This is a genomic window from Kutzneria kofuensis (assembly GCF_014203355.1).
GTDB lineage: Bacteria > Actinomycetota > Actinomycetes > Mycobacteriales > Pseudonocardiaceae > Kutzneria > Kutzneria kofuensis.
The window spans coordinates 108,055-131,516 of record NZ_JACHIR010000001.1; the positions used below are offsets into that span (position 1 = coordinate 108,055).

The following is a 23,462-nucleotide window of genomic DNA, read 5'->3' on the forward strand; positions in this document are numbered from 1 at the left end:
AGTAATATATCTTGACACCGCCGCCTCGCCGCTGCAACCTCACTGTCACTTCCCAACCCACGTGAACGACAGGGGTCGCCGATGACCACCACGGGCTTCTCCCGGCGCAATTTCCTGGCCGGACTCGGCGCCGTAGGCGCGGCCACCGCCCTCGGTGGCTGCGTGACCTCGACCGGCAGCTCGGCCTCCGGCGGGTCGGCCACCGGCCCGGTGACCGTGCAGTCCAATCTCTCCGCGCCGGCGGCCAAGGCCGCCATGCAGGCGCTGATCGACGCGTTCAACAAGAAGGGCGGCGCGCAGGCCAGCCTGAACACCGTCGCCTCGGAGACCTTCCGCACCCAGCTGCCGACCTACCTCACCTCGTCCAACCCGCCGGACGTGATGACCTGGTACGCCGGCTCGGTGGCCCGCTCCTACGCCGACAAGGGCCTGCTGCTCGACGTCAGCGACGTGTGGACCGGCGTCACCGGCTACAGCGACGCGCTCAAGCAGCTCAGCACCGACAACGGCAAGCAGATCTTCATCCCGATCAACTACTACTTCTGGGGCTGCTTCTACCGGAAGTCCAACTTCGCCAAGTGGGGCGTGCAGGAGCCGACCACCTGGGCCGAGTTCCTCCAGGTCTGCGAGACCATCAAGTCGAAGGGCGTCACCCCGATCGGCCTGGGCGCGGACAACTCGACGCCCTGGGTGGCCTCGGGCTGGTTCGACTACCTCAACATCCGCATCAACGGCGCGAACTACCACCGGGAGCTGCTGGCCGGCCAGCACAGCTTCACCGACCCGCAGGTGCACAAGGTGTTCGACCAGTGGAAGACGGCGCTGCCGTACTTCGACCCGAAGGGCACGGCACTGTCCTTCCAGGACGCCACCACCAACCTGCTGCAGGGCCGCACCGGCCTGATGCTGATCGGCACCTTCCTGCTCGACACCACGCCCAAGGAGGACGTGGACGACATCAGCTTCTTCCGCTTCCCGGTGATCGACCCGTCGGTGCCGGTGGCCGAGGAGGCCCCCACCGACGGCTTCTTCGCCAGCTCCCGCACCAAGCGCGTCCAGCCGACCAAGGACTTCCTGAAGTACCTGACCACGGTCGAGGCCCAGGAGGCGTACCTGAAGGCGTCCTCGGGCAGCTCGCTGCCGGCCAACCCGGCCGCCAAGGACGCCGGCACGGCCCTGATCACCAAGGGCAAGGACATGCTGAACAAGGCGGCCGACCTGACGCAGTTCTTCAACCGGGACTCCAGCGACGCGCTGCAGCCGACCGCGGACACGGCGCTGATCAAGTTCATCCAGCACCCGGAGCAGATCGACTCCATCCTGACCGAGTGGCAGACCAACGCCAAGAAGATCTGGGCCTCCTGACATGACCGTCACCCTCACGGCGCCGGCCGTGGCCCCGCCCGCCGCGGCGGGGCCGCGCCGCCGGCGCCGCACCCTGTCCCCGACGCTGTTGGCCTTCGTGCTGGTGCCGCTGCTCGTCGAGACGTTCTGGGTGTTCTGGCCCGCGATCCAGGGCGTCTACCTGTCCTTCACCAGCTGGGACGGCGTCTCCCCGGCCACCGTCGTCGGCGTCGGCAACTACGTCGAGCTGCTCGGCGACCCCACCTTCGGCCGGGCGTTGCTGGACACCGTGCTCTGGCTGGTGCTGTTCGGCGGCCTGTCCGCGCTCGGCGGCCTCGGCATGGCGCTGCTGCTGCTCAAGGACCGCCGCGGCGTCGGCTTCTACCGGGCCGCGCTGTTCACGCCGGTGGTGTTCTCGCTGGTCGCGACGGCACTGATCTGGCAGGCGATCTACCAGCCCGACGGTCTGGTCAACACCATCCTCGGCGCGCTGGGCCTGGACAGCTGGCAGCACTCGTGGCTGGCCGACGCCAACACCTCGCTGTACGCGGTGATCGTGCCGGCGCTGTGGCGGCAGATCGGCTACATCATGGTGCTGTACCTGGCCGGCCTCAAGGGAATCGACCCGACGCTGTACGAGGCGGCCACTGTGGACGGCGCCAACAAGTGGCAGCAGTTCACCCGGATCACGTTGCCGCAGCTGAGCAGCGTCAACTCGGTGGTGCTGTCCGTGATCATCATCGACTCGCTGCGCTCGTTCGACGTCGTGTGGGCGCTGACCCGCGGCGGCCCCTACCACTCCTCCGAACTGCTGAGCACCTACATGTACTCCACCGCGTTCCAGTCGCTGCGGCTCGGCTACGCCTCGGCGCTGGCCGTGGTGATCTTCGTGCTGGCCTTCGGGGTCATCCTCACGTACCTGGTGCGTGCGTTCCGGGACGCCGACGCATGAGCCGGCGGCCCCTCAGGACCGGCGGCTACCACTTGGTCGCCGGTGGCATCTCCATCCTGTGGCTGCTGCCGATCCTGCTGGTCATCGTGACCAGCCTGCGCAGCTTCGACGACGTCGCCGCGAACGGCGTCGGCGGCCTGCCGCACTCGTTCACGCTGGGCAACTTCGCGCAGGCGTGGGTCGACGGCGGCGAGTTCCAGGCGATGGTCAACAGCCTGATCGTCACCATCCCGGCCGTGATCATCACGCTGGCGCTGGGCGCGATCTCGGCCTTCGCGCTGAGCCGCTACGACCTGCCGTTGCGGCGGACCGTGCTGCTGGTGATGCTCGCCGGCAACCTGCTGCCGCCGCAGATCCTGCTCGTTCCGGTGTCGAAGATGGCCGAGATGCTCGGCATCTACGACACGCTGGCGGCGCTGATCGGCGTGCAGATCGGCTTCGGGCTCGGCTTCTACACCTTCGTGCTGTACGGGTTCATGCGGGCGATCCCGAACGAGATCCAACAGGCGGCGGTGATCGACGGCGCCTCCCCGACGCAGATCTTCTGGCGGATCATCCTGCCGCTGACCCGGCCCGCGCTGGCGTCGCTGGCCGCGCTGGCGTTCACCTGGGTGTTCAACGACCTGCTGTGGTCGATCACGGTGATCCGCACCGACTCCAAGATGCCCATCACGTCGGCGCTGCTCGGCCTGCAGGGGCAGTACGTGTCGCAGTGGAACGTGATCGCGGCGGGCTCGGTGATCGCGGCGATTCCGACCGTTGCGGTGTTCCTTCGGTTCCAGCGGCACTTCGTGGCGGGTCTCGCGTTGGGGGCAGTCAAGTGATTTCGCGGGGGGATCAGCGCTGGACGCTCCGGTTGGCCTCCACGACCTACACGGTCGGGTTGCCGGAGCACCGGCGCTGGGCCGAGCTGCTGTCGTGGGGCCCGGCCGGCATCGAGGACGGGCCGTCGCCGCTGGTCAACGTCGGTCGCACGCCGTACCTGACGGAGGCGGACGGGGCGCCGGTGGAGTACGCCCCGTTCGGGCTGCGGCCGTTCTCCGGCGCGGATCTGGTGGCCGGACCCGTCGGCGCGGCGCGGGAGTCGTGGTGGTCGTTCGATTCGGCCTCCTCGACCGACACCTCGCTGCGCCTCACCTTCGGCGACGAGCTGACCGGCCTGCGGACCGACCTGTACTACGAGGTCGTTGCCGGCACGGACGTGTTGCTTCGGTGGACGGAGCTGACCAACACCGGGTCGGCGCCGATTCGCTTGGAGCGCTTCGATTCCGCCGGGTTCTGCGTTCCGGTCGAGCACGCGCGGCTGTCGTTTCTCATCGGCCGGTGGGCGCAGGAGTTCCAGCTCCGCCACGTCGAACTGCCGGCCGGCCGGTTCGAGATCGGCAGCCGGCAGGGCGTCGCCGGGCATGGCTACTCCCCCTGGCTCGCGGTGCAGGACGCCTTCGACGACGGTCCGACCTGGGGATTCTCGCTGGCGTGGCCGGGTTCGTGGCGGATCGACGCCGACATCGAGCTGAGCGGGACCTGCCGGGTGCGGGTCGGCCGTCAGCCGCACGAGTCGGCGGTGCTGCTGGAGCCCGGCGCGTCGTTCGAGACGCCGCAGGTCGCCGCCGCATACAGTGCGGAGGGACTCGGCGGGCTGGCTCGGGTATGGCATTCCTACGAGCACAAGCTGTCTCCCGGTGGCCGTCGCGTGCTGTACAACTCCTGGGAGGCAACGGAGTTCGCCGTCGACGCCGCCGGTCAGCTGGAGCTGGCGAAGGTGGCGGCCGAGGTCGGCGCCGAGCTGTTCGTGGTCGACGACGGCTGGTTCGTCGGGCGGAACGACGACACCGGCGGCCTCGGCGACTGGACGCCCGACCCGGCCAAGTTCCCCAACGGCTTCGGGGCGTTCATCGAGGACGTCCGGGCGCTGGGCCTGGAGTTCGGGCTGTGGGTGGAGCCGGAGGCGGTCAGTCCCAAGTCCCGTCTGTACGCCGAGCATCCCGACTGGGTCTACCACCTCGACGGCCGGCCACCGACGCTGATCCGCAACCAGCTGCTGCTGGACCTCGGCCGTGAGGACGTGCACGACTTCGTGCTGTCCACTCTGGACGGTCTGTTGACCGAGTACCCGATCCGGTACCTGAAGTGGGACATGAACCGTCCGCCGACCGAGCGGGGACGGCCCGGCGCGGGTGATCCGGAGTCGTTGGATCTCGACGGCGCCCATGCCCGCAACTACCTGCGGATCCTCGACCACCTGCGGGCGGCCCACCCCGATGTCGCCATCGAGGGCTGCGCCGGCGGCGGTGCCCGCGTCGAGCTGGCGACCATCGCCCGTACCGATGTCGTGTGGCCCAGCGACAACACCGGCCCGCTGGACCGACTCGCCATTCAGTACGGCTTCCTACACGCCCACGCCCCGCACGTGATGAGCTCGTGGGTCACCGACGCCGCCGGCCTGTTCGACCCTCGACCACGATCGCTGCGGTTCCGGTTCGTGCTGGCCATGGCCGGCGCCCTGGGCATCGGGGCCGACATCCGGTCGTGGACGCCCACGCAGCGCTCGGAGGCCGCCGGCTACGTGGCGCAGTACAAGGAGCTCCGGGAGTTCCTGCACTCCGCCGCCGTGACGATGATCGGCACGCCGACCGACCCCACGTTCGCCCTCCAGTACACCGGCCCCGACCAGGTCGTCGTGCTGGCCTGGAACACCGGCCCGTTGGACGGCACCCCCGCCCTGTCCGGTCGGTCGACCCGACTCCGACTGTCCGGTTTGGACCCCGCGGCGCGCTACGGCTCGTACGGCGGGGCCCACCTGATGTCCGCCGGGCTGCCGGTCAGCTGGGAGTCGGTGGACGCCGACGTGATCGTGTTGGAGCGGTCGTGACCATCACGTTCGCCTGCGGTTCCGGCCGGATCCTGCAGGCTTCGGTGCGCGGCCGGGACGCCTTCTGGGTCGCGACCCAGCCCGCCGGTTGGAACCTGGGCGGGGACCGGCTCTGGCTCGGGCCCGAGCGGGACTGGTTCTGGGCCGGCGCCGCCCGTGACGACCTCACCAAGCACCTCGTGCCCGCCGAGATCGACCCCGGCAACTGGGATGTCGTGCACGAGCGTCCCGACGGCGTCGACCTCGTGCTCACCGCCACCCTTCGGGACCGCAACACCGGCGCTCCCACCAGCGTCATCGTCGAACGGCACATCACCGTGCGGGCCGACACCCGCTACGTCGCCGAGTACGAGACCGAGACCGTCCTCCACGTCCAAAGTGGACAGGCCGTCGACGCCTGGAGCATCGTCCAGGTCCCCCTCGGCGGTCGCCTGGAGATCGGCGTCACCGGCGAGTTCTCCTTCCGTGACCACCTGTCCTCGCCCGTCGATCCGTCCCGCTTCGCCGTCGCCGACAGCGTCGCCACCATCGACCTCGCCGGCCAGCACATGACCAAGTTCGGCGTCACCTCGTCGGTAGCAACGGGTTTGCTGCGCTACACCCGGCCCGGCCTGGTCATCGAGCGGCACATCGACGTCCACCCCGGCGGCGACTATCGCGACGGCCCCTACCAGCAGACCGGCGACGTCATCCAGGTCTTCGAGGACGACGGCCATTACGGCGGCTACGCCGAGCTCGAGCACCACAGCATCGCCGCCCAGCCCGGTCAGACCGTCCTCGACCGCTGCCGCACCGTCATCCGCGCGACCTGAGACACGCCAGCACGCGCTCGTCGACGATGTCCGCAGCGCTCAGTCGCCCCCTCCCATGGGCAGTACCCGCACGGCCCACCGGTCGGCCAGCGACATCGACTCGAACTCGAAAACTCCTCGCTTCCGTTGCCACTCCCGCAACGCCGCCACCAGCTCCACCACCGGGGACAGCACCTCCGCGTACAGCTGCCGCCCGTACTCGACGACCGCCAGGTCCGCCTCGACGTGGACGAGCACCTCGGCCTTGTCGCGGGACCGTGTCCCCCAGTTGATTCGATCCGCCCCGAACCTAGTAGGACTTTGTTACTTCGGGATGGAGTGTGAGATGATCTTGGAGTGATGCCCGCCGAGTTGGACGCTGTGCGTGACCGCCTGGAGGAGTTCGCCGGTGAGGTGTTCGCGCCGTTCTCGCGGCGGGAGCAGCGACTCAACGGCGGGCTGTACCTGCGAGGGCTGATGCTGGACGGGCGACGCAAGTCCATGCAGCCCATGGCCGAACGCCTCGGCGTGGACCATCAACGGCTGCAGCAGTTCATCACCTCCTCCACCTGGGACCACATCGCCGTGCGCCGTCGCCTGGCCGACCGGGCCATCACCACGGTGGCCCCGGACGCCTGGGTGCTGGATGACACCGGCCACGTCAAGGACGGCGACGCCTCACCGTGCGTGTCCCGCCAATACACCGGCACCGCCGGCAAGATCACCAACTGCCAGATCGCGGTCAGCGTGCACGCCGTCACCGACACCTGCTCGGCCCCGCTGGACTGGCGCCTGTTCCTGCCCGAGAGCTGGGACGACCAGAAGACCGACGATCCGGGCCAGGCCGCCCAGATCGCCGCCCGCCGCCGTCGGTGCGGCATCGGCGAGGACCAGCGGCACATCCCGAAGTGGCAACAGGCCTTGGAGATGCTCGACGAACTCGCCGAGTGGGGCCACACCCCGCCACTGCTGTGCGCTGACGCCGGCTACGGCGACAACACCACCTTCCGACTCGAACTGGACTACCGGGGCATCGGCTACGTGGTGGCGGTCAAGGGCAGCACCTCGGCCTACCCCGGCGACGCGATGCCGGTCACCGCGCCCTACTCCGGACGGGGACGCCCACCGCGGCCCGGTTACCCCGACCAGGCCAGCACCGTGGCGGAGCTGGTCCAGGCGGCCGGGCGCGGCCGGCTGCGCCAGGTCACCTGGCGCCACGGCAGCAAGAAGACGCCGGGCAACCCGACCGCGCGTATGCGGTCGAGGTTTATCGCGCTGCGGGTCCGGCCGGCCAACCGGGACATCCCTCGGGCCGAGGATGGCAGCCTGCCGCAGTGTTGGTTGCTGGCCGAATGGCCGGTCGGCGAGTCCGAGCCGACCGACTATTGGCTGTCCACCCTGCCCGAGCGCACGCCGGTCAAGACCTTGGCGCGGTTGGCCAAGATCCGGTGGCGCATCGAGCATGACTACCGCGAACTCAAAACCGGGCTCGGCCTGACCCACTTCGAGGGCCGGTCCTGGATCGGGTGGCACCGTCACGTCACCCTGGTCTCGACCGCACACCTGTTCCTGACCGAGTTGCGTCTGAGCGACCCAAAAGCTGTTGGGGCGGCTTGACTTTCTACAAGATCCTGCACGTCCTCCAGGTGTTGCTCGCGACCTGGACAGGTCGATGCCCCACATGTCATCAGCGGCCACCATGACGACCTAACAAAGTCCTACTAGGTGGCTGCTTCGCGCTGCCCGCCTGCGCGGGCTTGCTTTCGGGCGCCGAGGTGATGCGAGGATGACCGCATGGTGCTCCGGTCGATCGTGTTGTTCGTGCTGGCCGCGCTCGCCGAGATCGGCGGCTGCTGGCTGGTGTGGCAGGGCATCCGCGAGCACCGCGGCTGGCTGTTCATCGGCGCCGGCGTGATCGCCCTCGGCCTCTACGGCTTCGTCGCCACCCTCCAGCCCGACGCCCACTTCGGCCGCATCCTCGCCGCCTACGGCGGCGTGTTCGTCGCCGGCTCCCTCGCCTGGGCCATGGTCGCCGACGGCTACCGCCCCGACCGCTTCGACGTCATCGGGGCCCTGATCTGCCTGGCCGGCGTAGCCGTCATCATGTACGCCCCGCGCGGCTGAGAGAAGAAACAGAGCAGACAAGCAAGCCGCTACCTCCCCCGACCCCAGGGGATCGGAGCCCGACAAGGGCGATGGCGAGGCGCGGTGATGAAACCGTTTCACGCATTCGGTGTGACACTGAGCGGGACTCGCGGGGGTCCGAAGGCCCCCGCGAGTCGACTACGTCAGGATACGAAACCGTTGATGTGCAAGGACACCGCGCGGATGTTGCCGGTGTCGACGGGGCCGCCGTCGACGACCTTGAACGTCCAGGTGCCGTCGACCGGGTCGGCCAGCAGGGAACCGAGGGCGGTCTGGGGCTTCCAGGTGCCGGTGAAGGGAGCGTTGGCGGAGCTGACGGTGGAGAAGGCGGTCGCCGCCGAGTCGTCGAACACGACCTGGCAGAGGTTGTGCCCGGCGCCGCCGCGGCGCTGGAACAGGACGGCGGTGGCGCCGGACGGGGAGGTGAGCGTCCCGGTCAGGTCACCGGCGTAGGTGTGGTCCAGGCCGACAGTGGTGGAACCGGCGGTGGTGCTGCAAGCGGTGCCGTCGATGGAGAAGGTCAGCTTGGAAGCCCGACCGACACCGCTGACGGGGATGGAGACGCTGGCGCCGACGGTGCTGTTGTCGGGGATGGCGACGGCGTCACCGGCGAAGGCGAAGGTCTGCGCCACCGGAGAAGGCTGCCCGACGGGGATCTGGAAGGTCTGGGTGGTCGGCGAGTGGGCGCCGGCGAAGGTGACCTTGGCATTCAGAACCACGGGCACGCCGAGCTGCTGCGTGGCGGGCACGGTCAGGGTGAACGAGTTGATCACGGTCTGGCCGGCCTCGATGGTGCCGTACCGCTTGGACCGAGGCGCGATGGTGACGCCAGGGGTGGGCGAGTCGACGACCACGCTGGTGGACGCCGCGGTGCCGTCGCCGCCGTTGTAGACGGGCAGCGTGACGGTGGCGGTGTCACCGGGCTTCACGTAAGGGGAACCGTTGGGGCCCTTGACGGTGGGCGCCTGCGCGGCGGCGAGCGGCTGCGGGCTGGCGCCGGTGTAGGCGAGCACCTTGTCGGCCAGGATCACGCCGGCACCGGTGCGGTTGTCGACGCCGGGTGCGGCGATGTCGACGGCGGTGGCGGTCAGGGCCTGCCGAACGTCGGCGGGCGACATGCCGGGGTTGCCGGACAGGACGAGACCGGCGATGGCGGCGGCGTGCGGCGCCGCGGCGGAGGTGCCGAAGAACGGCGAGAAGCCGGCGACCGAAGTGGCGACGCCGTCGGCGGCGGTGATGTCGGGCTTCTGCCGGACCTCGGCGCCGGGGGTGCCGTCGGCCTTGAAGAAGATCTTGCGCGGACCGTCGGAGCTGAACCGCTCGATCTTCGAGGTGGGGCCGAACGTGCCGGGGAACGGACCGGCCGGGTTGGCCGGGTCGTTGGGCTCCAGGGGCCGGCCGAACGCGGCGGCGGCCGGCGCGGCGGCGACGCTGTAGGCGTCCTTGGCCGCGGAGTGGCCGCTGGTCTGGCCCGGCGTCACGTACGCCTTGAGGGAGCCGGAGTCGACGAACCGGCCACGCAGGGCGGACAGCGACAGGTACTTGTTGTCCCCCTTGAACTTCACGATCGCGAGGCGCTGGCCGCCGGCGGTGGTGTTCACCCGCTCGTACGGGTCCTGGGTGCCGGTCTGCAGGTTCTGGCTGAACGACACGACGTTGCCGGCCGAGTCGATCAGGTACAGGTCGTAGTCGTCGGTGGCCGCCTGCAGCGGGTCGTTCCACCACAGCGTGATGGGCACGCCGCTGGACGCGGCCGACAGCGGCTCGAGGATCTGGGTGCCGCCGGTCGAACCGGCGAAGTTGTGGGCGCCGCCGGCGAACTTGCCGATCACCTGGCCGGAGTCGACGTAGTCGCCCTCCCAGTGGCCCGAGGTGCCGTCGACGACGTTGCCCTCGTTGCCGGCGGAGGAGAAGTACAGCGCGCCGTCCGCGGTGACGGCGTTGACGGCCTGGGCGATCGGGCCGTCCTGGAAGGCGGCCTCGTTGAAGTAGAAGACGTCGTCGACGATGACGTCGCAGTGCGCCTGGCTGCGCAGCGCGCGGATGTTGTCCGCGAAGCTGGCGTCGCCGTTGAACGCGGTGGCGAAGCCCAGCGCCGCGCCGGGCGCGACGTCGTGCATGATCTCCAGCATCGCGGTGCCCTCGTCACCGCTGCCTTCCTGGCCGGGCAGCACGTCGACCGGCGGTAGCTCGCCGGAGGCCACCGAGGCCGCCAGCGACGACACGCCGTCCGACAGCGCACACAGCTTGGTGCCGACGCCGGAGATCCCGTTCTGCTGCCGGGCGGTGTCCGCGGCGTGCGCCCGGTCGCCCTGGCTGGTCACGGCGGCGGCCACGGTGGCCCGCATCGTCGCGGCCTTGGTGGCCTGCTCGACCCGCGCGTCCCGGGTCTGCTTCGAGACGGGGTCGGGCTGGCTGGAGATGCGCCCGGGCGCCCCGGATCCGAACGACTCGGCGGACGTCATCGCGTCGCTGCCGGGCTCGATCTGCTTGATGTCGTCGCGGGTGGCCAGCGTCGACAGCGCGGACAGCGGCACGTCGGCACGGACGGTGGCCTCGCGCTGCGAGACGTCGCGGACCTGGCCGCCGGCCTTGCGCACGGCGTCGACCAGGGCGTCGGTGGTCTTGGTGGCGCGGATGTCGACGAGGACGGTGTTGCCGTTGACCTTCACGCCGGACTGCGCCTGCGGCAGCACGGCGCGCGCGGAGCGGTCGGTGCGCAGCTTGTTCTCGACGAGCAGACGGCTGTCGACCTTGCGGTCGGACGTCGACTCGGACTGCTTGAGCTGTTGGAGTGCGGCGATCTGCGCCGCGGTGTTGGCGGCCATGAGGCCGGGATTGGGGTGCGGGGCGGCGGTCGCCGGCGAGGCGAGGCCGAGCACCGCGGTGAGGCACGCGGCCCCGGCGGCTAACAATGTTGTCCGGGGTCGAACGGATCTGCGCAACTGGCCCTCCCAGGGGTGCGGCGCGGGCGTCACGGCCGGTGATCACCAGCCGTGAGCCAAACGTAAAGTTTCCGCACGATCACCCACAGCAGCCTTGCGGGTGTCGCCCAAGTGGGCCAATCGTCACGTTTTGTCGATAATTACAAAACAAAGGCATCTGTCCACAGCTGTCCGGTTCGCCCGGACAGCGCATCCAGCATCGAGGCGGCCTGACCGTCCGTCAGCGACGCCACGAAGTCCACCACCGCCCGTCCCCGCGCCAGCGCACGCACGGCGTCCGGACCAGTACGAACGTCGCCGGCCGGCCCGGCCAGCAGCTCGGGGGCCGTCCGGGCGAGTGACCGGTACTCCGTGTCGGCCAGCTCGACGAGATCGTGCAGCCGCCGCGGCAACCGGTCCGCCTCGTGCCGATCGGACAGCCATTGGTCGAGCGCCTCCACGAGGTTCGTCAGCAGCCGGGCCTGGCCGCGCTGATGCAGCGCCAGGTCCGGGCGCAGCAACACGAACCGCCGGTGCACGAACTTCAGCACGGCCACCTCGTGCCACTGCGCGGGCGCCAACAGAACGTGACCGGACCTCGGCGTCGGGTCCAGCAGCACGTCGACGCCGTCCACCAGCCGGGTCGTCCACCGCCCGGAGAAGCCGGCGACCCGCTGCTCCGCCTCGGCGGAGCCGTCAAACGGCACCGCGAGCAGGCCGTCCACCAGCTCCGTCCGCACGCGACGGACCGCCGCCGCGAACGCGTCGTCGTCGACGGCCCAGGAGTCCTTCTCGTGCAGCCGCCGCCGCATCGCCTCCAGCGACCGGCCCGGCAGCCGTGACTGCCCGGCAAGCTCCGCTTTGGACAGTGCCGCCAGGTCCAGCGCGTCGGTGAGCCATGTCGTCAGTTCCGCCGCGACGGTCGCGTGCTGCAACACCCCGACCCGGTGGAAGTCCTCGACGTCGTGGATGGCGTACGCGATGTCGTCGGCAGTGTCCATGACGGACGCTTCCACCGTCTGCTGCCAGTCCTCGATACGCCCGTGGAACGGCGCCCGCGACTGCTCGAAGTCGTCGAGTTCCGTGACGTACGCGGAGAACTTCGCCGAACCGCTGCCGGCGGCCTCCGGTGGTTCGGACGCACCGCGCGGCGGGATCCGGAGCGTGCGGGGATGCGGGCTGGGGTGGGAAAGCCGGGTCCACGGGTACTTCAGCAGCGCGGCGCGCACCGCGACCGTCAGATCGAGGCCGACCGCCGCCGGCCCGCGCACGTCGGTCGTGGTCACGATGCGGAACGACTGCGCGTTGCCCTCGAAGCCGTCGGCCAGCCCGAACCGGTTGCGCGCGATGCGGTCCAGCACCTCCTCGCCGAGGTGCCCGAACGGCGGGTGGCCGAGGTCGTGCGCGAGGCTGGCCGCCTCCACCACGTCCGGGTCGCAGCCGCCGAGCTTGTCCAGCACACCCGCGGTGTCGCTGCTGGCGGTCAGCCGCTCCGCGATCGCCCGCGCCACCTGCGCCACCTTCAGGCTGTGCGTGAGCCGGTTGTGCAGCAGCAGGCCGGAGCCGGTCGGGCTGACCACCTGGGTCACGCCGCCCAGCCGGGCGAAGAACGGCGAGCTGGCCACCCGGTCCCGGTCGGCCCGGAACGGGCTGGCGGCGAGATCGGCGGTGTGGTCGGTGGATCGGCGATGCGCCCGCAGGTCGTGCATGCCGGTGACGTTAGCCTGGTCGCGTGGTCGACGTCCTGGTGGTCGGGGCCGGCCCGGCCGGGTCCGCCCTCGCGGCCGCCTGCACGGACCTCGGCCTGCGCACGATGCTCGTGGATCGGGCGCCGCACCGGCCTTGGCGCGCCACCTACGGTTCCTGGGCGCACGAACTGCCGCCGTTGCCCGCCGACGCGATCGCCGCCCGCGCGCCGACCGTCCGTGCCCACGCGCTCACCGAGCACCAGCTCGACGGCGAATACGTGGTGCTGCACAACGAGAATCTCCGCCGGCATCTGTCCCGTCCGGACATCGAGACGGTCACCGGCCGGGCCGAGTCGATCATGCCGACCGAGGTGCGGCTGGCCGACGGCCGCACGCTGCGCGCCGGGCTCGTGGTGGACGCCTCCGGCTCGCCGCGCGGACGGTACGCCGAGCAGACCGCCGTCGGCGTCGCACTGCCGGCGGACGTGCTCCCGCCCGGCGAGGCGATCTTCATGGACTGGCGGCTGGCCGGCGACCCGCCCACCTTCTGTTACGCGCTGCCGCTGGACGGCGAGCGGGTGCTGGTCGAGGAGACGTCGCTCGCGCATCTGCCCGGGCTTCCGTTCGCGCTGCTGCGCGAGCGACTGCACCAGCGGCTGGCCGTGCACGGTTGGCCCTTGGACCACCCGGAGCACGAGCTGGTGCGCTTCCCGTTGAACCCGCCGCTGCCGCGCGGACCGCTCGTGACGTTCGGGGCGCGGGGCGGCCTGGTGCACCCGGCTTCGGGCTACAGCGTGGCCACCGCGCTGACTCTCGCGCCGATCGTCGCTCGGGCCATCGCCGAGACACCGACCAGGACCCGTGGGACGATCTGGTCGTTGGAGGCCAGAATGACGCACGCATTGCGGCGGCGGGGCCTGGCCGCATTGCTCCGTATGCCGCCGGCACGCGTTCCCGAGTTTTTCGAGCATTTCTTCCGGTTGACCGCCGAAAATCAACGTGTCTACCTCACGGAACGTGAGAACTTCACCGGTACGGCGGCTGCGATGATGGCGTTGTTCCGGTCAGCGCCACCCCGGTTACGCAGCGCAATTGCATTTGCCGCAACGTCTCGATGAACACACAGTGAAGTCACTCGGCAATTTCACACCGGGCACGCCAGTATCGGACCGTGACCGGGTTGCTGGAGGATGTGCGCTTCGCGTTCCAGCCGTTGTTCAACCTGCACACCGGCGGTGTCGTCGCGATCGAAGCGCTAGCGAGGCCCGCCTCTAGGTCCGTCTACGAGCTGCTCCGCGACGCCGCGCGCGCCGGTGAGCTGCTCGAGACCGACGTGGCGCTGGCCGCGGCCGCCGTGCGGGCCGCAGCCGAGCACAACAACGTGGTGCCGCTGCACGTCAACGTGCTGGCCGCGACCGTGTCCAAGGCCGCCGAGTCGATCGGGCCGCTGCTGGACGCGATGCGCGACACCGGGCGGGCGCCGGACACGCTGTGGCTTGAGGTCGGCACGCCGTACTCGCGGCTGCGCCGGGAGAACCTGCGCAACGGCCTCGACCTGCTCCGCAGCAGCGGCTTCCACATCGCGCTGGACGGCATCGGCGACGGCGACGTGCCGCTGTCGCTGTACACCGAGCTCGCCCCTGAGATGATCAAGCTGGACCGGCGGATCGTCGCCGGCCTGCCCACCGACGCCGGCAAGGCGGCCCTGGTGCACGCGCTGACCGTGCTGGCCGAGCACAACGGGGCGCAGCTGGTCGCCGAGGGCGTGGAGAACGAGGAGCAGCTGGCCGCGGTGCGGCGGCTCGGCTTCGGCCTGGCCCAGGGCAACCTGCTGGCCATGGCCGGCCGCCGGCCCAACGTGGAGATCACCATCGCGGCGGCCCTGACCAAGCTGCCCGAGGGCGAGCTCACCGGCCCGGTGCGCCGGCGTGCGAGCGGTCCTCGGGTGACGGACTTCCTGCACCCCGCGACCATGCTGCCGGTGTCGGCGACCGCCGAGGAGGTGCGGTCCATCCTGGCCAACCAGGGCGCGGTCGGCGGCATCGTGCTCGTCGACGAGAACAACCGGCCGCGCTTCACCGTGGACCGCAACCGATTCCTGCTGGCCGTCACCGGTCCGTACGGGCACGCGCTGCACGCCCGGCGGGAGGCCGCCCGGCTGGCCGACCGGCCGTACGTGCTGCCCAGCGACGCCACCGCGCTCGACCTGCTGGACCTGCTCGCCCAGGCCGAGCGGCAGCGGATGAACGACGAGGTGGTCATCGTGGACTCGCACGACCGCTGCCTCGGCGTCGTGCACAGCGCGGACGTGGTGCGGGGCATCGCCGAGCTGAAGGTGGAGCAGGCCGCCTCGCTCAACCCGCTGACCCGGCTGCCCGGCAGCGACGCGCTGGCCCGCGAGGTGGACCGACGCATCGCCGCCCGGGAGATCTTCGCCGTCGGCTGGCTGGACGTGGACGGCTTCAAGCAGGTCAACGACTCCGCCGGGTTCGCGGCCGGCGACGACCTGATCCGCGAGATCGGCCGCGCCCTGGCCGACGCCGCCGCCGTGCTGCCTACCGTGCAGGTCGGGCACGTCGGCGGCGACGACTTCGTGTTCGTCTCCGGCCTGGACGACCTGGTGCCGCTGTCGTCCGGACAGCTCGACACCCAGCACACCGCCGGTGGGCTGGCGGTGTCGATGTCGCTGGCCACGCTGGTGTGCGCGGCCGGCAGCGTCACCGACTACCGCGAGGTGTCGCGGCTGCTCGCGCCGTTGAAGAAGCACGCCAAGGCGTTGCGCGGCGACAGCTGGGTGCTCGGCCGCCCCGGCTCGGACCGCATGGACGTGCTGCGTGGCGGCAACGCGGCGCCCCGGGTGCCGCCGGCACGCCGGGGCACGGTCAGCGCCTGACACCAGTGCGCGGTGCCACCGCCAGTCGAGTTAGTACTCCCCACAGCCCGTCGAAGTGCTGCCACCATCGTGAAGCTCGGACCACACCAACGCCGGACGCGCGTCGGGGTTGGTCACTCATAGCATTGCCTCGGTGACGGAACGCGACTTTGCCCAGTCGGCGGCGGGAGTTTCGGTGCACACCATTGACGGAATCGAGCGGCACCACCATGGGAAAACGGGCCGGCTGGCCGTGCCCGCCCCCAGATCGGGAGGTGGCCGGACGCCGCTGACGGTCGGCGTCGAGGAGGAGTTCCTGCTGGTCGACTACCGCACCCGGCGGGTGTCGCCGCGAGCACCACTCGTGCTGGCCGCCGCGGCCGGCGACCTGCCGGGACTGCAACCGGAGATCACTCAGTTTCAGGTCGAGACGGCCACGCCCATCTGCCACACGATGGCCGAGGTTCGCGAGAATCTTGTTGACAGCAGGGAGAAACTGGCCGTCGCCGCCCGCCGGCACGGGCTGCGGCTGGCCGCCACCGGCACTCCGGTGCTGGGCCGGGCCGCGCCGCCGCCGCTCACCGACAGCGCCCGCTACCACCAGATGGCCGCCGAGTTCGGCGCCGTCACCGACGGGCTGTCCATCTGCGGATGTCACGTGCACGTCGGCATTCCCGGGCCGGAGGAAGGCATCCGGGCCAGCAACTACCTGCGGCCGTGGCTGCCGGTTCTGCTCGCGCTGAGCGCCAATTCCCCGTTCTGGGAGGGACGCGACACCGGCTACGCCAGCTGGCGCTACCTGGTGTGGGCGCGCTGGCCCACCTCCGGGCCGCCGCCGGTGTTCGAGTCGCCCGAGCAGTACGAGCACGCCGTGCGATCGCTGATGCAGGTCGGAGCGGCCATGGACCGGGCCATGGCGTACTGGGACATCCGCTTGTCGCAACAACATCCGACCATCGAGATGCGGGTGTGCGACGTCGCCGCGACCGCCGACGAAGCCGTGCTGATCGCCGCGCTGACCCGCGCGATGGTCGCCACGGCGCTGGAGGACACCCGGCCGCCGTTGACCATGCCGCAGCACCTGCTGCGGGCGGCCGGGTGGCGCGCCGCCCGTGACGGGCTCGGCGGCAGCTGCGTCAATCCCGTCACCGGGCACACACTGCCCACTCCCGTGCTGGCGCGGCAGCTCATCGGCCGGATACGGCCGGCGCTGGAGGACTTCGGCGACCTCGACCTCGTGCTCGACCTGCTGGAGTCGTTGGTGGCCAAGGGATGCGGGTCGACCCGCCAGCGCCGGGCGTTCGCACGCAACGGCAAGCTCACCGACGTGGTGGACCTGCTGACCGCGCAGACCGCCGGGGCCGACGAGCTGGTGTGAGCCTTACTCGCCGGTCGTCCCGTCGGCGAACTCCCTGAGCACGTCGAGGTGCCCGACGTGGCGCGCGGTCTCCTGCACCACGTGCGTCAGCAGCCAGCGAACCGTCTTGTCGGCGTCCCCGGCCGACGGGTCGCCGGCGTTCCTGCCCTGCAGCGCCCGTCGGGAGAGTTCCCACTGCTCCTGGTACGCCGCGACAACGGAGTCCGGCGTGTCCTGTTCGGACAGTCGGAAGTCGATGTCCGGGTCGGGGCTGTCCCAGCGGTTCGGCACGTCCTGGCCGCCGCCGACGATGGACAGCCAGTAGCGCTCGACCGAGGTGAGGTGGCGGATCACGCCCAAAGCGCTGAACAGCGGCGACGCCGGGAACGGCGTCGCCGCCGCGGCCGCGCGGTCCAGGCCGGCCAGCTTGTTCACGGCCGTGATCCGCAGGAAGGTCAGGAACTCGGTGAGCAGCCTCAGCTCGTCGGTGGCGTTCGTCTCCGGCCACCGACGCGACAGTTCTCTCGAACTCATGTTCGATAAGGTATCATTGCGGGAGGTCGTGACTGGCGAGGGTGGGCTACCACCGGGGAGCGGCCGGCACGTGATGCGAGCGTCGACCGCCTGGGCGTCTCCGTCAGCAGAGAAGCTGAGGAGGCAGCGATGGAGTTCCGCTACGGCATCAACCCCCAGCAGGCCGCCGAGTTCGACGGGTCATCGGTCCGCGTCCTGAACGGGCAGCCCTCGTACATCAACATGCTGGACGCTCTCAACGCGTGGCAGCTGGTGCGGGAGGCGTCCCGGGCGCTCGGGCGGACCGTCGCCGCCTCGTTCAAGCACGTCTCCCCCGCCGGCGCCGCGCTGTCCGGGCCGATCGACCAGGTCACCGCCGACCTGTACGGGATGGACGACGTCGGCCCCGTCGCGAGCGCCTACCTGCGGGCCCGCGACGCCGACCCCAAGTCCTCGTACGGCGACTTCGCCGCCGTGTCCGCGCCCGTCGACGCCGAACTGGCCGAGCTGCTCAGCGCCGTCGTGTGCGACGGCATCGTCGCCCCCGGCTTCGAGCCCGGCACCGTCGGCACGCTCGGCGGCAAGAAGGGCGGCCGCTTCCTCGTCATCGAGGCCGACCCCGATTTCGTTCCCCCGCAACGGGAAACCCGCGAGGTCTTCGGCATGCGCCTGGTGCAGGACCGCGATCCCGTGCCGCTGACCCGCTCCCTGCTCGGCGACGACCTGCCGTCGTCGGCCGTCGACGACCTGCTGCTGGGCATGGCCGTGCTGCGCTACACCCAGTCCAACTCCGTCTGCTACGTCAGGGACGGCGCCACGCTGGGCATCGGCGCCGGGCAGCAGTCCCGTGTGGACTGCACCCGGCTGGCCGGCAGCAAGGTCGACATCTGGTGGCTGCGCCGGCATCCCGCCGTGCGGGTGCTGCTCGACGTCGCCCCCGGCACGCGGCGGCAGGACCTGATCAACGAGCAGATCCGGTACATCGAGGAGGACCTCACCGCCATCGAGCGCGCCGAGTGGATGGAACGCCTGTCCGGCGTCTCCTTCGCCTCCGACGGCTACCTCCCGTTCCGCGACAACGTCGACCACGCCGCGCGGCACGGCGTCCGGTACATCGCGGAGCCCGGCGGCTCGATTCGTTCCGACGACGTCGCCGAGGCCTGCCGCAAGCACGGCATCACCCTCGTGCGGACGGGGCTGCGGCTGTTCCACCACTGACTCCGTCGATTCCCCCGCTACGGTGTAGCCATGGGGGACTACGACTCACTTGTGGCCGCCGCCGAGGCGGTTCCGCTGCACGGCTGGGATTTCGGCTGGCTGGACGGGCGTGCCGTCACCGCGGAGCCGTCGTGGCGCTACCCGGACCTCGCCCGGGAACTGCTCCGCGACGCCGGTGCGGTGCTGGACATCGACACCGGCGGCGGCGAGCTCCTGGCCACGCTCGGCCCGCCGGCCGGCCAGACGTGGGCGGCCGAGGGCTGGCCGCCGAACGTGTCCGTCGCCTCGGAGCGGTTGGCGTCGCTCGGCGTGACGGTGGTCGCGACCGAGGGACTTCCCTTTGCCGACGGGGAGTTCTCGCTCGTGCTCAACCGGCACGGCCGCTTCGACGCCGCCGGCACCGCCCGGGTGTTGGCGCCCGGCGGCGTTCTGCTCACGCAGCAGGTCGGCGGCGACGACTGCGCCGACCTGAACCGGGCCCTCGGTGCGCCGGTCGCCGACCGTCGCTGGAACCTCGACATGGCAACCGAAGCGCTGACCTCCGTCGGGTTGGACATCGTCGACGCCGCCGAGGAGTGGCCGCTGCTGACGTTCCACGACGTCGGCGCGGTCGTGTACCAGCTGCGCATGGTTCCGTGGCAGGTGCCGGACTTCACCGTCGCCCGCTACGACGACGCCCTGCGCCGGCTGCACGCCCGCATCGAGTCCGAGGGGTCCTTCGCGGTCCGCACGCACCGGTTCCTGGTCAGGGCCGCGAAGCGCGTTTGATCGATGCCAGGAGGCGGCGGACCACAACCCGGTGGCCGCCGCTGCCGATCACCAGGCTGCGGTAGACAAACCCGTGTAGTCCGGGGAATTCGGCGTTGCTGCGGGCCGCGAGCACCGTCCCGCCGGGCTGCGCGGCGAGGGTGAAGGTCAGCTCGTAGCGGGAGAAGCGGTGGCGGCCGGTGAGGCGGAGCAGCCGCCCCGGCTCGGCCTCGGCCACGGCGAAGCCGGCGACCGTGCTGCCGGGTTCGAACGGCGTGCCGGAGGCGCGTCGCGGCTCCGTGCCGAGCACCAGGGCCAGCGGTTGCGGCGAGTCGAGGCTGCCGGCGTGGTCGACCAGCGCCCGCCAGACCTGTGCCGGCGGCGCCGCAACCAGCACCTCGTGCTCGTCGATGAACGGCAGATCCATGGTTCCCCCGAAACGGCGGAAGGCCCCTCGCGTGAGGGGCCTTCCTGGTGCGTCAGACCGTGAAGCCGAGGGCTCGCAGCTGGTCCCGGCCGTCGTCGGTGATCTTCTCCGGGCCCCACGGCGGCATCCACACCCAGTTGATGCGGAAGTCGCTCACCACGCCGCCGCCGGGACCACCGGTCAGCGCCGCGCGGGTCTGGTCCTCGATCACGTCGGTCAGCGGGCACGCCGCCGAGGTCAGCGTCATGTCCAGGGTGGCGACGTTGTCGTCGTCCAGGTGGATGTCGTAGACCAGGCCGAGGTCCACCACGTTGATGCCGAGCTCGGGGTCGACCACGTCGCGCATGGCCTCCTCGATGTCCTCCAGCGACGGCACATCGGCCTTGGCCGGCGCCTCGGGCAGGGCCTCGGCGGTCCGGGTCACGTCTTCCGCGCTCACTGTTCCACTGTCCTCTCAGTGCGACCGCGCCGGGTGAGCAACGCGGGTAGGTCGATCGTCAGCGGGAACGGCTCCGATGTGGTGAAAGTGCCGGTCACCGCAGGCGCCTCCTGATAGCCGAACTCGCCGGCGAGGTGGTATGCGGTCAGTGAGATCGGCGACTCCAGGTCGATCACCCAGTAGTGCTGGATGCCGACGGTCGCGTACTCCGCGGGCTTGGTCACGGTGTCGGTGAGGTGCGATCCAGGCGAGACGATTTCTACCGCGAGCAACACGTCGGCGCCCTCGACCCGGGCCAGATTGTCGTCGACCGCCTCGGTCGGCACGACCACGATGTCCGGCACGCGGACACTGCTGGGCGAACGGTGCCGAGTGATCACCTCGAACTCGCCCACCGGTTCCCAATCAACCGGCAGCTGCGCGTCGAGCTGGGTGAGCAACTGGAACAGGACCCGCTGGTGCAGCGCGACGGGGCGGGGGGTCACGATGAGAATGCCCTCTTGAAGCTCGTAACGACGGGTGTTGTCCTCCGGCAGAGCGGCGAACTCGTCCAGAGTCAACAGGTGATCAGGCCAGGAGGGCAGCGCGGTCATGCTCCGTCTCCGTCCACGACGCGGGCGACCGCGTCCTTGAAAGCCATCCACCCGAGCAAAGCACACTTCACCCGCGCCGGGTACTTCGCCACTCCGGCGAAGGCGACGGCGTCCTCCAGCACGTCCTCGTCGGGCTCGATCTTGCCGCGGCCCTGCATGAGCTCCACGAACACGTCGAGGGTGCCGAAGGCGTCGCCGACGGTGCGGCCGATCACCAGGTCGGTCAGGACCGACGTGGAGGCCTGGCTGATGGAGCAGCCCTGCCCGTCGTAGGACACGTCGACGACCTTGGCGTCGGCGCCCTCGCCCTCCAGGTGCACCCGCACGGTCACCTCGTCACCGCAGGTCGGGTTGACGTGGTGCACCTCGGCCTCGAAGGGATCGCGCAGGCCGCGGTGGTGCGGGTTCTTGTAGTGATCCAGGATGATCTCCTGGTACATCTGCTGCAGCTGCATCAGGCTCCCACCCCGAAGAACTTCTGCGTCTCGCGCACGCCGTCGACGAGGGCCCGCACGTCGGCGAGGTCGTTGTAGACGTAGAAGGTGGCGCGCACGGTGGCGGCGGCGTCGAGCTTGCGGTGCAGCGGCCACGCGCAGTGGTGCCCGACCCGCACCTCGATGCCGAGGCTGTCGAGGACCTGCCCGGCGTCGTGGGCGTGCACGCCGTCGACGACGAACGACACGGCGCTGCCGCGGTCCACGTTCTCGGTGGGACCGACGATGCGCACGCCGGGGATCTCCTGCAGGCCGGCCAGGGCGGCGCCGGTGAGCTCGTGCTCGTGGGCGGCGACCCGGTCCATGCCCAGCGCGGACAGGTAGTCCACGGCCGCGCCGAGGCCGATGGCCTGCGACGTGTTGGGCACGCCGGCCTCGAACCGCTGCGGCGGCGGCGCGAAGGTCGAGCGCTCCATGAACACCTGCTCGATCATCGAGCCGCCGGTGATGAACGGCGGCATCGCGTTGAGCAGCTCGAACCGCCCGTACAGCACGCCGATGCCCGACGGCCCGAGCATCTTGTGCCCGGAGAAGGCGGCGAAGTCCACGCCCAGCGCCCGGAAGTCCACCGGCCCGTGCGGCACCGACTGGCAGGCGTCCAGCACGGTCAGCGCGCCGACCGACTGGGCCTTGGCCACCAGCACCGACACCGGGTTGACGGTGCCGAGCACGTTGGACTGGTGGGTGAAGGCGACGACCTTGGTCCGCGGCGTGATCAGTTCGTCCATGTCGGACAGATCAAGCCGGCCTTCCTCGGTGACGGAGAACCACTTCAAGGTGGCCCCGGTGCGCAGCGCCAGCTGCTGCCACGGCAGCAGGTTGGCGTGGTGCTCCATCTCCGTCACGACGATCTCGTCGCCCGGGCCGAGCACGAAGCGCTTGGCCGCCGGGTCGTCGGAGAACGACGCGTTGCCGAAGGCGTAGGCGACCAGGTTGATGGACTCGGTGGCGTTCTTGGTGAACACCACCTCGTCCACGCCGACGCCGACGAAGTTCGCGATCTTCTCGCGGGCGTCCTCGTAGAGGTCGGTGGCCTCCTCGGCCAGTTGGTGCGCGCCGCGGTGCACGGCCGCATTGGCCGTCTCGACGTACTGGCGCTCGAAGTCGAGCACCTGCCGGGGACGTTGCGACGTGGCGCCGGAGTCCAGGTAGACCAGCCGTTTGCCCTCACGCACCGTGCGAGCCAGGATCGGGAAGTCGGCTCGCAGTGCGGCGACATCCAGCGGAGCAGCGGTGGTGGTCACTGCCGGCGCCTCCTCGCGTTCAACTGATACGGATCAACTAGTGCAACGTCAGCCGACCTGCGCAGCTTCCTGCTTGCCGGTGTACTTCACGTAACCCTCGTCCTCCAGGCGCGCGGCCAGCTCGGCGCCGCCCGACTCGACGATGCGGCCACCGGCGAAGACGTGCACGAAGTCGGGGGTGATGTGCTTGAGGATCCGGGTGTAGTGCGTGATCAGCATGACGCCGGACTCGCCGTTGGCGCGGAACCGGTTCACGCCCTCGGACACCACGCGCAGCGCGTCCACGTCCAGGCCGGAGTCGGTCTCGTCCAGGATGGCGATCTTCGGGTTGAGCAGGGCCAGCTGCAGGATCTCGTGCCGCTTCTTCTCACCGCCGGAGAAGCCCTCGTTCACGCTGCGCTCGGCGAACGACGGGTCGATCTCCAGCTCGGACATGGCGGTCTTGACTTCCTTGACCCAGTGCCGGACCTGCGGCGCCTCGCCGCGGACCGCGGTCGCGGCGGTGCGCAGGAAGTTCGACATGGACACGCCGGGAACCTCGACCGGGTACTGCATGGCCAGGAAGATGCCGGCGCGGGCGCGCTCGTCGACGGCCATGCCCAGGACGTCCTCACCGTCGAGCAACACCGAGCCCGAGGTGACCTCGTACTTGGGGTGGCCGGCGATCGCGTAGGACAGCGTGGACTTGCCGGAGCCGTTGGGGCCCATGATGGCGTGCGTCTCGCCGGCCTTGATCGTCAGGTCCACGCCCTTGAGGATCTCCTTGGGGGCGTCGTCGGTGACGACCGAGACGTGCAGGTCCTTGATCTCCAGGGTGGCCATCGGTTCTTCGTTCTCCTGTG

General features: G+C 70.4%; 22 protein-coding genes and 1 riboswitch. Of the genes, 12 read left to right on the top strand and 10 right to left on the bottom strand.

Features of this window, described 5'->3' with window-relative positions:
- Positions 1–81 precede the first annotated feature (81 nt).
- Genes BJ998_RS00520 through BJ998_RS00540 form a run of 5 tightly spaced genes read left to right on the top strand, consistent with a single transcriptional unit; the run spans position 82 to position 5,980 of the window.
- Complete coding sequence (locus tag BJ998_RS00520) at positions 82–1,365, top strand: ABC transporter substrate-binding protein (protein ID WP_184857441.1); 1,284 nt, start codon at positions 82–84, stop codon at positions 1,363–1,365.
- A 1-nt stretch (position 1,366) separates the two neighbouring features.
- Complete coding sequence (locus tag BJ998_RS00525; RefSeq protein WP_184857443.1) at positions 1,367–2,296, top strand: carbohydrate ABC transporter permease; 930 nt, start codon at positions 1,367–1,369, stop codon at positions 2,294–2,296.
- The gene (locus BJ998_RS00530) at positions 2,293–3,120 is read left to right on the top strand and encodes a carbohydrate ABC transporter permease (protein ID WP_184857445.1); all 828 of its coding nucleotides are present in this window, start codon (positions 2,293–2,295) and stop codon (positions 3,118–3,120) included. The genes BJ998_RS00525 and BJ998_RS00530 overlap by 4 nt, the downstream gene beginning before the upstream one ends.
- 32 nt (positions 3,121–3,152) lie before the next feature.
- Positions 3,153–5,168 carry an alpha-galactosidase gene (locus BJ998_RS00535; RefSeq protein WP_221337824.1) on the top strand — a complete coding sequence of 672 codons (2,016 nt, stop codon included), beginning with the start codon at positions 3,153–3,155 and terminating at the stop codon, positions 5,166–5,168.
- Entirely contained in the window at positions 5,165–5,980 is an 816-nt protein-coding gene (locus tag BJ998_RS00540; RefSeq protein ID WP_184857447.1) for a hypothetical protein, read from the top strand. The genes BJ998_RS00535 and BJ998_RS00540 overlap by 4 nt, the downstream gene beginning before the upstream one ends.
- 39 nt (positions 5,981–6,019) lie before the next feature.
- On the opposite strand, the gene BJ998_RS00545 is transcribed toward BJ998_RS00540, so the two are convergent.
- A complete protein-coding gene (locus BJ998_RS00545) occupies positions 6,020–6,253 on the bottom strand; it encodes a DUF7878 domain-containing protein (RefSeq protein ID WP_486336084.1) in 234 nt (77 codons plus the stop codon).
- 66 nt (positions 6,254–6,319) lie between these two features.
- On the opposite strand from BJ998_RS00545, the gene BJ998_RS00550 reads away from it, so the two are divergent.
- On the top strand, positions 6,320–7,576 hold the full coding sequence (locus tag BJ998_RS00550) for an IS701 family transposase (RefSeq protein ID WP_184857452.1): 1,257 nt from the start codon (positions 6,320–6,322) through the stop codon (positions 7,574–7,576).
- Between the two features lie 177 nt (positions 7,577–7,753).
- Complete coding sequence (locus BJ998_RS00555) at positions 7,754–8,083, top strand: YnfA family protein (RefSeq protein ID WP_184857454.1); 330 nt, start codon at positions 7,754–7,756, stop codon at positions 8,081–8,083.
- 164 nt (positions 8,084–8,247) lie between these two features.
- Here BJ998_RS00555 and BJ998_RS00560 read toward each other — a convergent pair whose 3' ends face one another.
- Positions 8,248–11,019 carry a S8 family serine peptidase gene (locus tag BJ998_RS00560; RefSeq protein ID WP_184868326.1) on the bottom strand — a complete coding sequence of 924 codons (2,772 nt, stop codon included), beginning with the start codon at positions 11,017–11,019 and terminating at the stop codon, positions 8,248–8,250.
- Positions 11,020–11,189: 170 nt separating this feature from the next.
- Entirely contained in the window at positions 11,190–12,737 is a 1,548-nt protein-coding gene (locus BJ998_RS00565; protein ID WP_184857455.1) for a deoxyguanosinetriphosphate triphosphohydrolase family protein, read from the bottom strand.
- A gap of 23 nt (positions 12,738–12,760) precedes the next feature.
- Between BJ998_RS00565 and BJ998_RS00570 the strand changes: the two genes are divergently transcribed.
- The 3 genes from BJ998_RS00570 (at position 12,761) to BJ998_RS00580 (ending at position 16,966) form a co-directional block, all read left to right on the top strand.
- A complete protein-coding gene (locus BJ998_RS00570; protein WP_184857457.1) occupies positions 12,761–13,834 on the top strand; it encodes a lycopene cyclase family protein in 1,074 nt (357 codons plus the stop codon).
- 53 nt (positions 13,835–13,887) lie between these two features.
- The gene (locus BJ998_RS00575) at positions 13,888–15,609 is read left to right on the top strand and encodes a GGDEF domain-containing protein (RefSeq protein WP_184857459.1); all 1,722 of its coding nucleotides are present in this window, start codon (positions 13,888–13,890) and stop codon (positions 15,607–15,609) included.
- 133 nt (positions 15,610–15,742) lie between these two features.
- Positions 15,743–16,966, top strand: a complete 1,224-nt coding sequence (locus BJ998_RS00580) for a carboxylate-amine ligase (RefSeq protein WP_312889855.1) — start codon at positions 15,743–15,745, stop codon at positions 16,964–16,966.
- A 3-nt stretch (positions 16,967–16,969) separates the two neighbouring features.
- Here the strand turns inward: BJ998_RS00580 and BJ998_RS00585 are convergent, their stop codons facing one another.
- Complete coding sequence (locus tag BJ998_RS00585; RefSeq protein WP_184857461.1) at positions 16,970–17,479, bottom strand: DinB family protein; 510 nt, start codon at positions 17,477–17,479, stop codon at positions 16,970–16,972.
- Between the two features lie 18 nt (positions 17,480–17,497).
- Positions 17,498–17,582, top strand: a riboswitch (ZMP/ZTP riboswitch).
- Positions 17,583–17,608: 26 nt separating this feature from the next.
- On the opposite strand from BJ998_RS00585, the gene BJ998_RS00590 reads away from it, so the two are divergent.
- Together BJ998_RS00590 and BJ998_RS00595 are read left to right on the top strand one after the other, a co-directional pair.
- The gene (locus tag BJ998_RS00590) at positions 17,609–18,676 is read left to right on the top strand and encodes a 5-aminoimidazole-4-carboxamide ribonucleotide transformylase (protein WP_184857463.1); all 1,068 of its coding nucleotides are present in this window, start codon (positions 17,609–17,611) and stop codon (positions 18,674–18,676) included.
- Between the two features lie 30 nt (positions 18,677–18,706).
- Positions 18,707–19,444: a class I SAM-dependent methyltransferase gene (locus tag BJ998_RS00595; RefSeq protein ID WP_184857465.1), complete on the top strand. Its 738-nt coding sequence runs from the start codon at positions 18,707–18,709 to the stop codon at positions 19,442–19,444.
- Here BJ998_RS00595 and BJ998_RS00600 read toward each other — a convergent pair.
- The 6 genes from BJ998_RS00600 to sufC are packed head-to-tail and all read right to left on the bottom strand — an operon-like array spanning position 19,422 to position 23,442.
- Positions 19,422–19,850 (bottom strand): SRPBCC family protein, encoded by a 429-nt coding sequence (locus BJ998_RS00600; protein WP_184857467.1) that lies wholly within the window; start codon positions 19,848–19,850, stop codon positions 19,422–19,424. The genes BJ998_RS00595 and BJ998_RS00600 overlap by 23 nt on opposite strands.
- Positions 19,851–19,902: 52 nt before the next feature.
- Positions 19,903–20,289: a metal-sulfur cluster assembly factor gene (locus BJ998_RS00605; RefSeq protein WP_184857469.1), complete on the bottom strand. Its 387-nt coding sequence runs from the start codon at positions 20,287–20,289 to the stop codon at positions 19,903–19,905.
- On the bottom strand, positions 20,286–20,882 hold the full coding sequence (locus BJ998_RS00610; RefSeq protein ID WP_184857471.1) for a Uma2 family endonuclease: 597 nt from the start codon (positions 20,880–20,882) through the stop codon (positions 20,286–20,288). Before BJ998_RS00610 ends, BJ998_RS00605 begins: the two co-directional genes overlap by 4 nt.
- Positions 20,879–21,337, bottom strand: a complete 459-nt coding sequence (sufU, locus tag BJ998_RS00615) for a Fe-S cluster assembly sulfur transfer protein SufU (RefSeq protein WP_184857473.1) — start codon at positions 21,335–21,337, stop codon at positions 20,879–20,881. Before sufU ends, BJ998_RS00610 begins: the two co-directional genes overlap by 4 nt.
- The gene (locus BJ998_RS00620; RefSeq protein ID WP_184857475.1) at positions 21,337–22,620 is read right to left on the bottom strand and encodes a cysteine desulfurase; all 1,284 of its coding nucleotides are present in this window, start codon (positions 22,618–22,620) and stop codon (positions 21,337–21,339) included. Before BJ998_RS00620 ends, sufU begins: the two co-directional genes overlap by 1 nt.
- A 48-nt stretch (positions 22,621–22,668) precedes the next feature.
- Entirely contained in the window at positions 22,669–23,442 is a 774-nt protein-coding gene (gene sufC / locus BJ998_RS00625) for a Fe-S cluster assembly ATPase SufC (protein WP_184857477.1), read from the bottom strand.
- Positions 23,443–23,462 lie beyond the last annotated feature (20 nt).

Coding starts and splice junctions, on each gene's coding strand:
- BJ998_RS00520 (WP_184857441.1), top strand. CDS start 82: ATGACCACCACGGGCTTCTCCCGGCGCAATTTCCTGGCCGGACTCGGC.
- BJ998_RS00525 (WP_184857443.1), top strand. CDS start 1,367: ATGACCGTCACCCTCACGGCGCCGGCCGTGGCCCCGCCCGCCGCGGCG.
- BJ998_RS00530 (WP_184857445.1), top strand. CDS start 2,293: ATGAGCCGGCGGCCCCTCAGGACCGGCGGCTACCACTTGGTCGCCGGT.
- BJ998_RS00550 (WP_184857452.1), top strand. CDS start 6,320: ATGCCCGCCGAGTTGGACGCTGTGCGTGACCGCCTGGAGGAGTTCGCC.
- BJ998_RS00555 (WP_184857454.1), top strand. CDS start 7,754: ATGGTGCTCCGGTCGATCGTGTTGTTCGTGCTGGCCGCGCTCGCCGAG.
- BJ998_RS00565 (WP_184857455.1), bottom strand. CDS start 12,737: ATGCACGACCTGCGGGCGCATCGCCGATCCACCGACCACACCGCCGAT.
- BJ998_RS00585 (WP_184857461.1), bottom strand. CDS start 17,479: ATGAGTTCGAGAGAACTGTCGCGTCGGTGGCCGGAGACGAACGCCACC.
- BJ998_RS00590 (WP_184857463.1), top strand. CDS start 17,609: ATGGAGTTCCGCTACGGCATCAACCCCCAGCAGGCCGCCGAGTTCGAC.
- BJ998_RS00595 (WP_184857465.1), top strand. CDS start 18,707: ATGGGGGACTACGACTCACTTGTGGCCGCCGCCGAGGCGGTTCCGCTG.
- BJ998_RS00600 (WP_184857467.1), bottom strand. CDS start 19,850: ATGGATCTGCCGTTCATCGACGAGCACGAGGTGCTGGTTGCGGCGCCG.
- BJ998_RS00610 (WP_184857471.1), bottom strand. CDS start 20,882: ATGACCGCGCTGCCCTCCTGGCCTGATCACCTGTTGACTCTGGACGAG.
- sufU (WP_184857473.1), bottom strand. CDS start 21,337: ATGCAGCTGCAGCAGATGTACCAGGAGATCATCCTGGATCACTACAAG.
- sufC (WP_184857477.1), bottom strand. CDS start 23,442: ATGGCCACCCTGGAGATCAAGGACCTGCACGTCTCGGTCGTCACCGAC.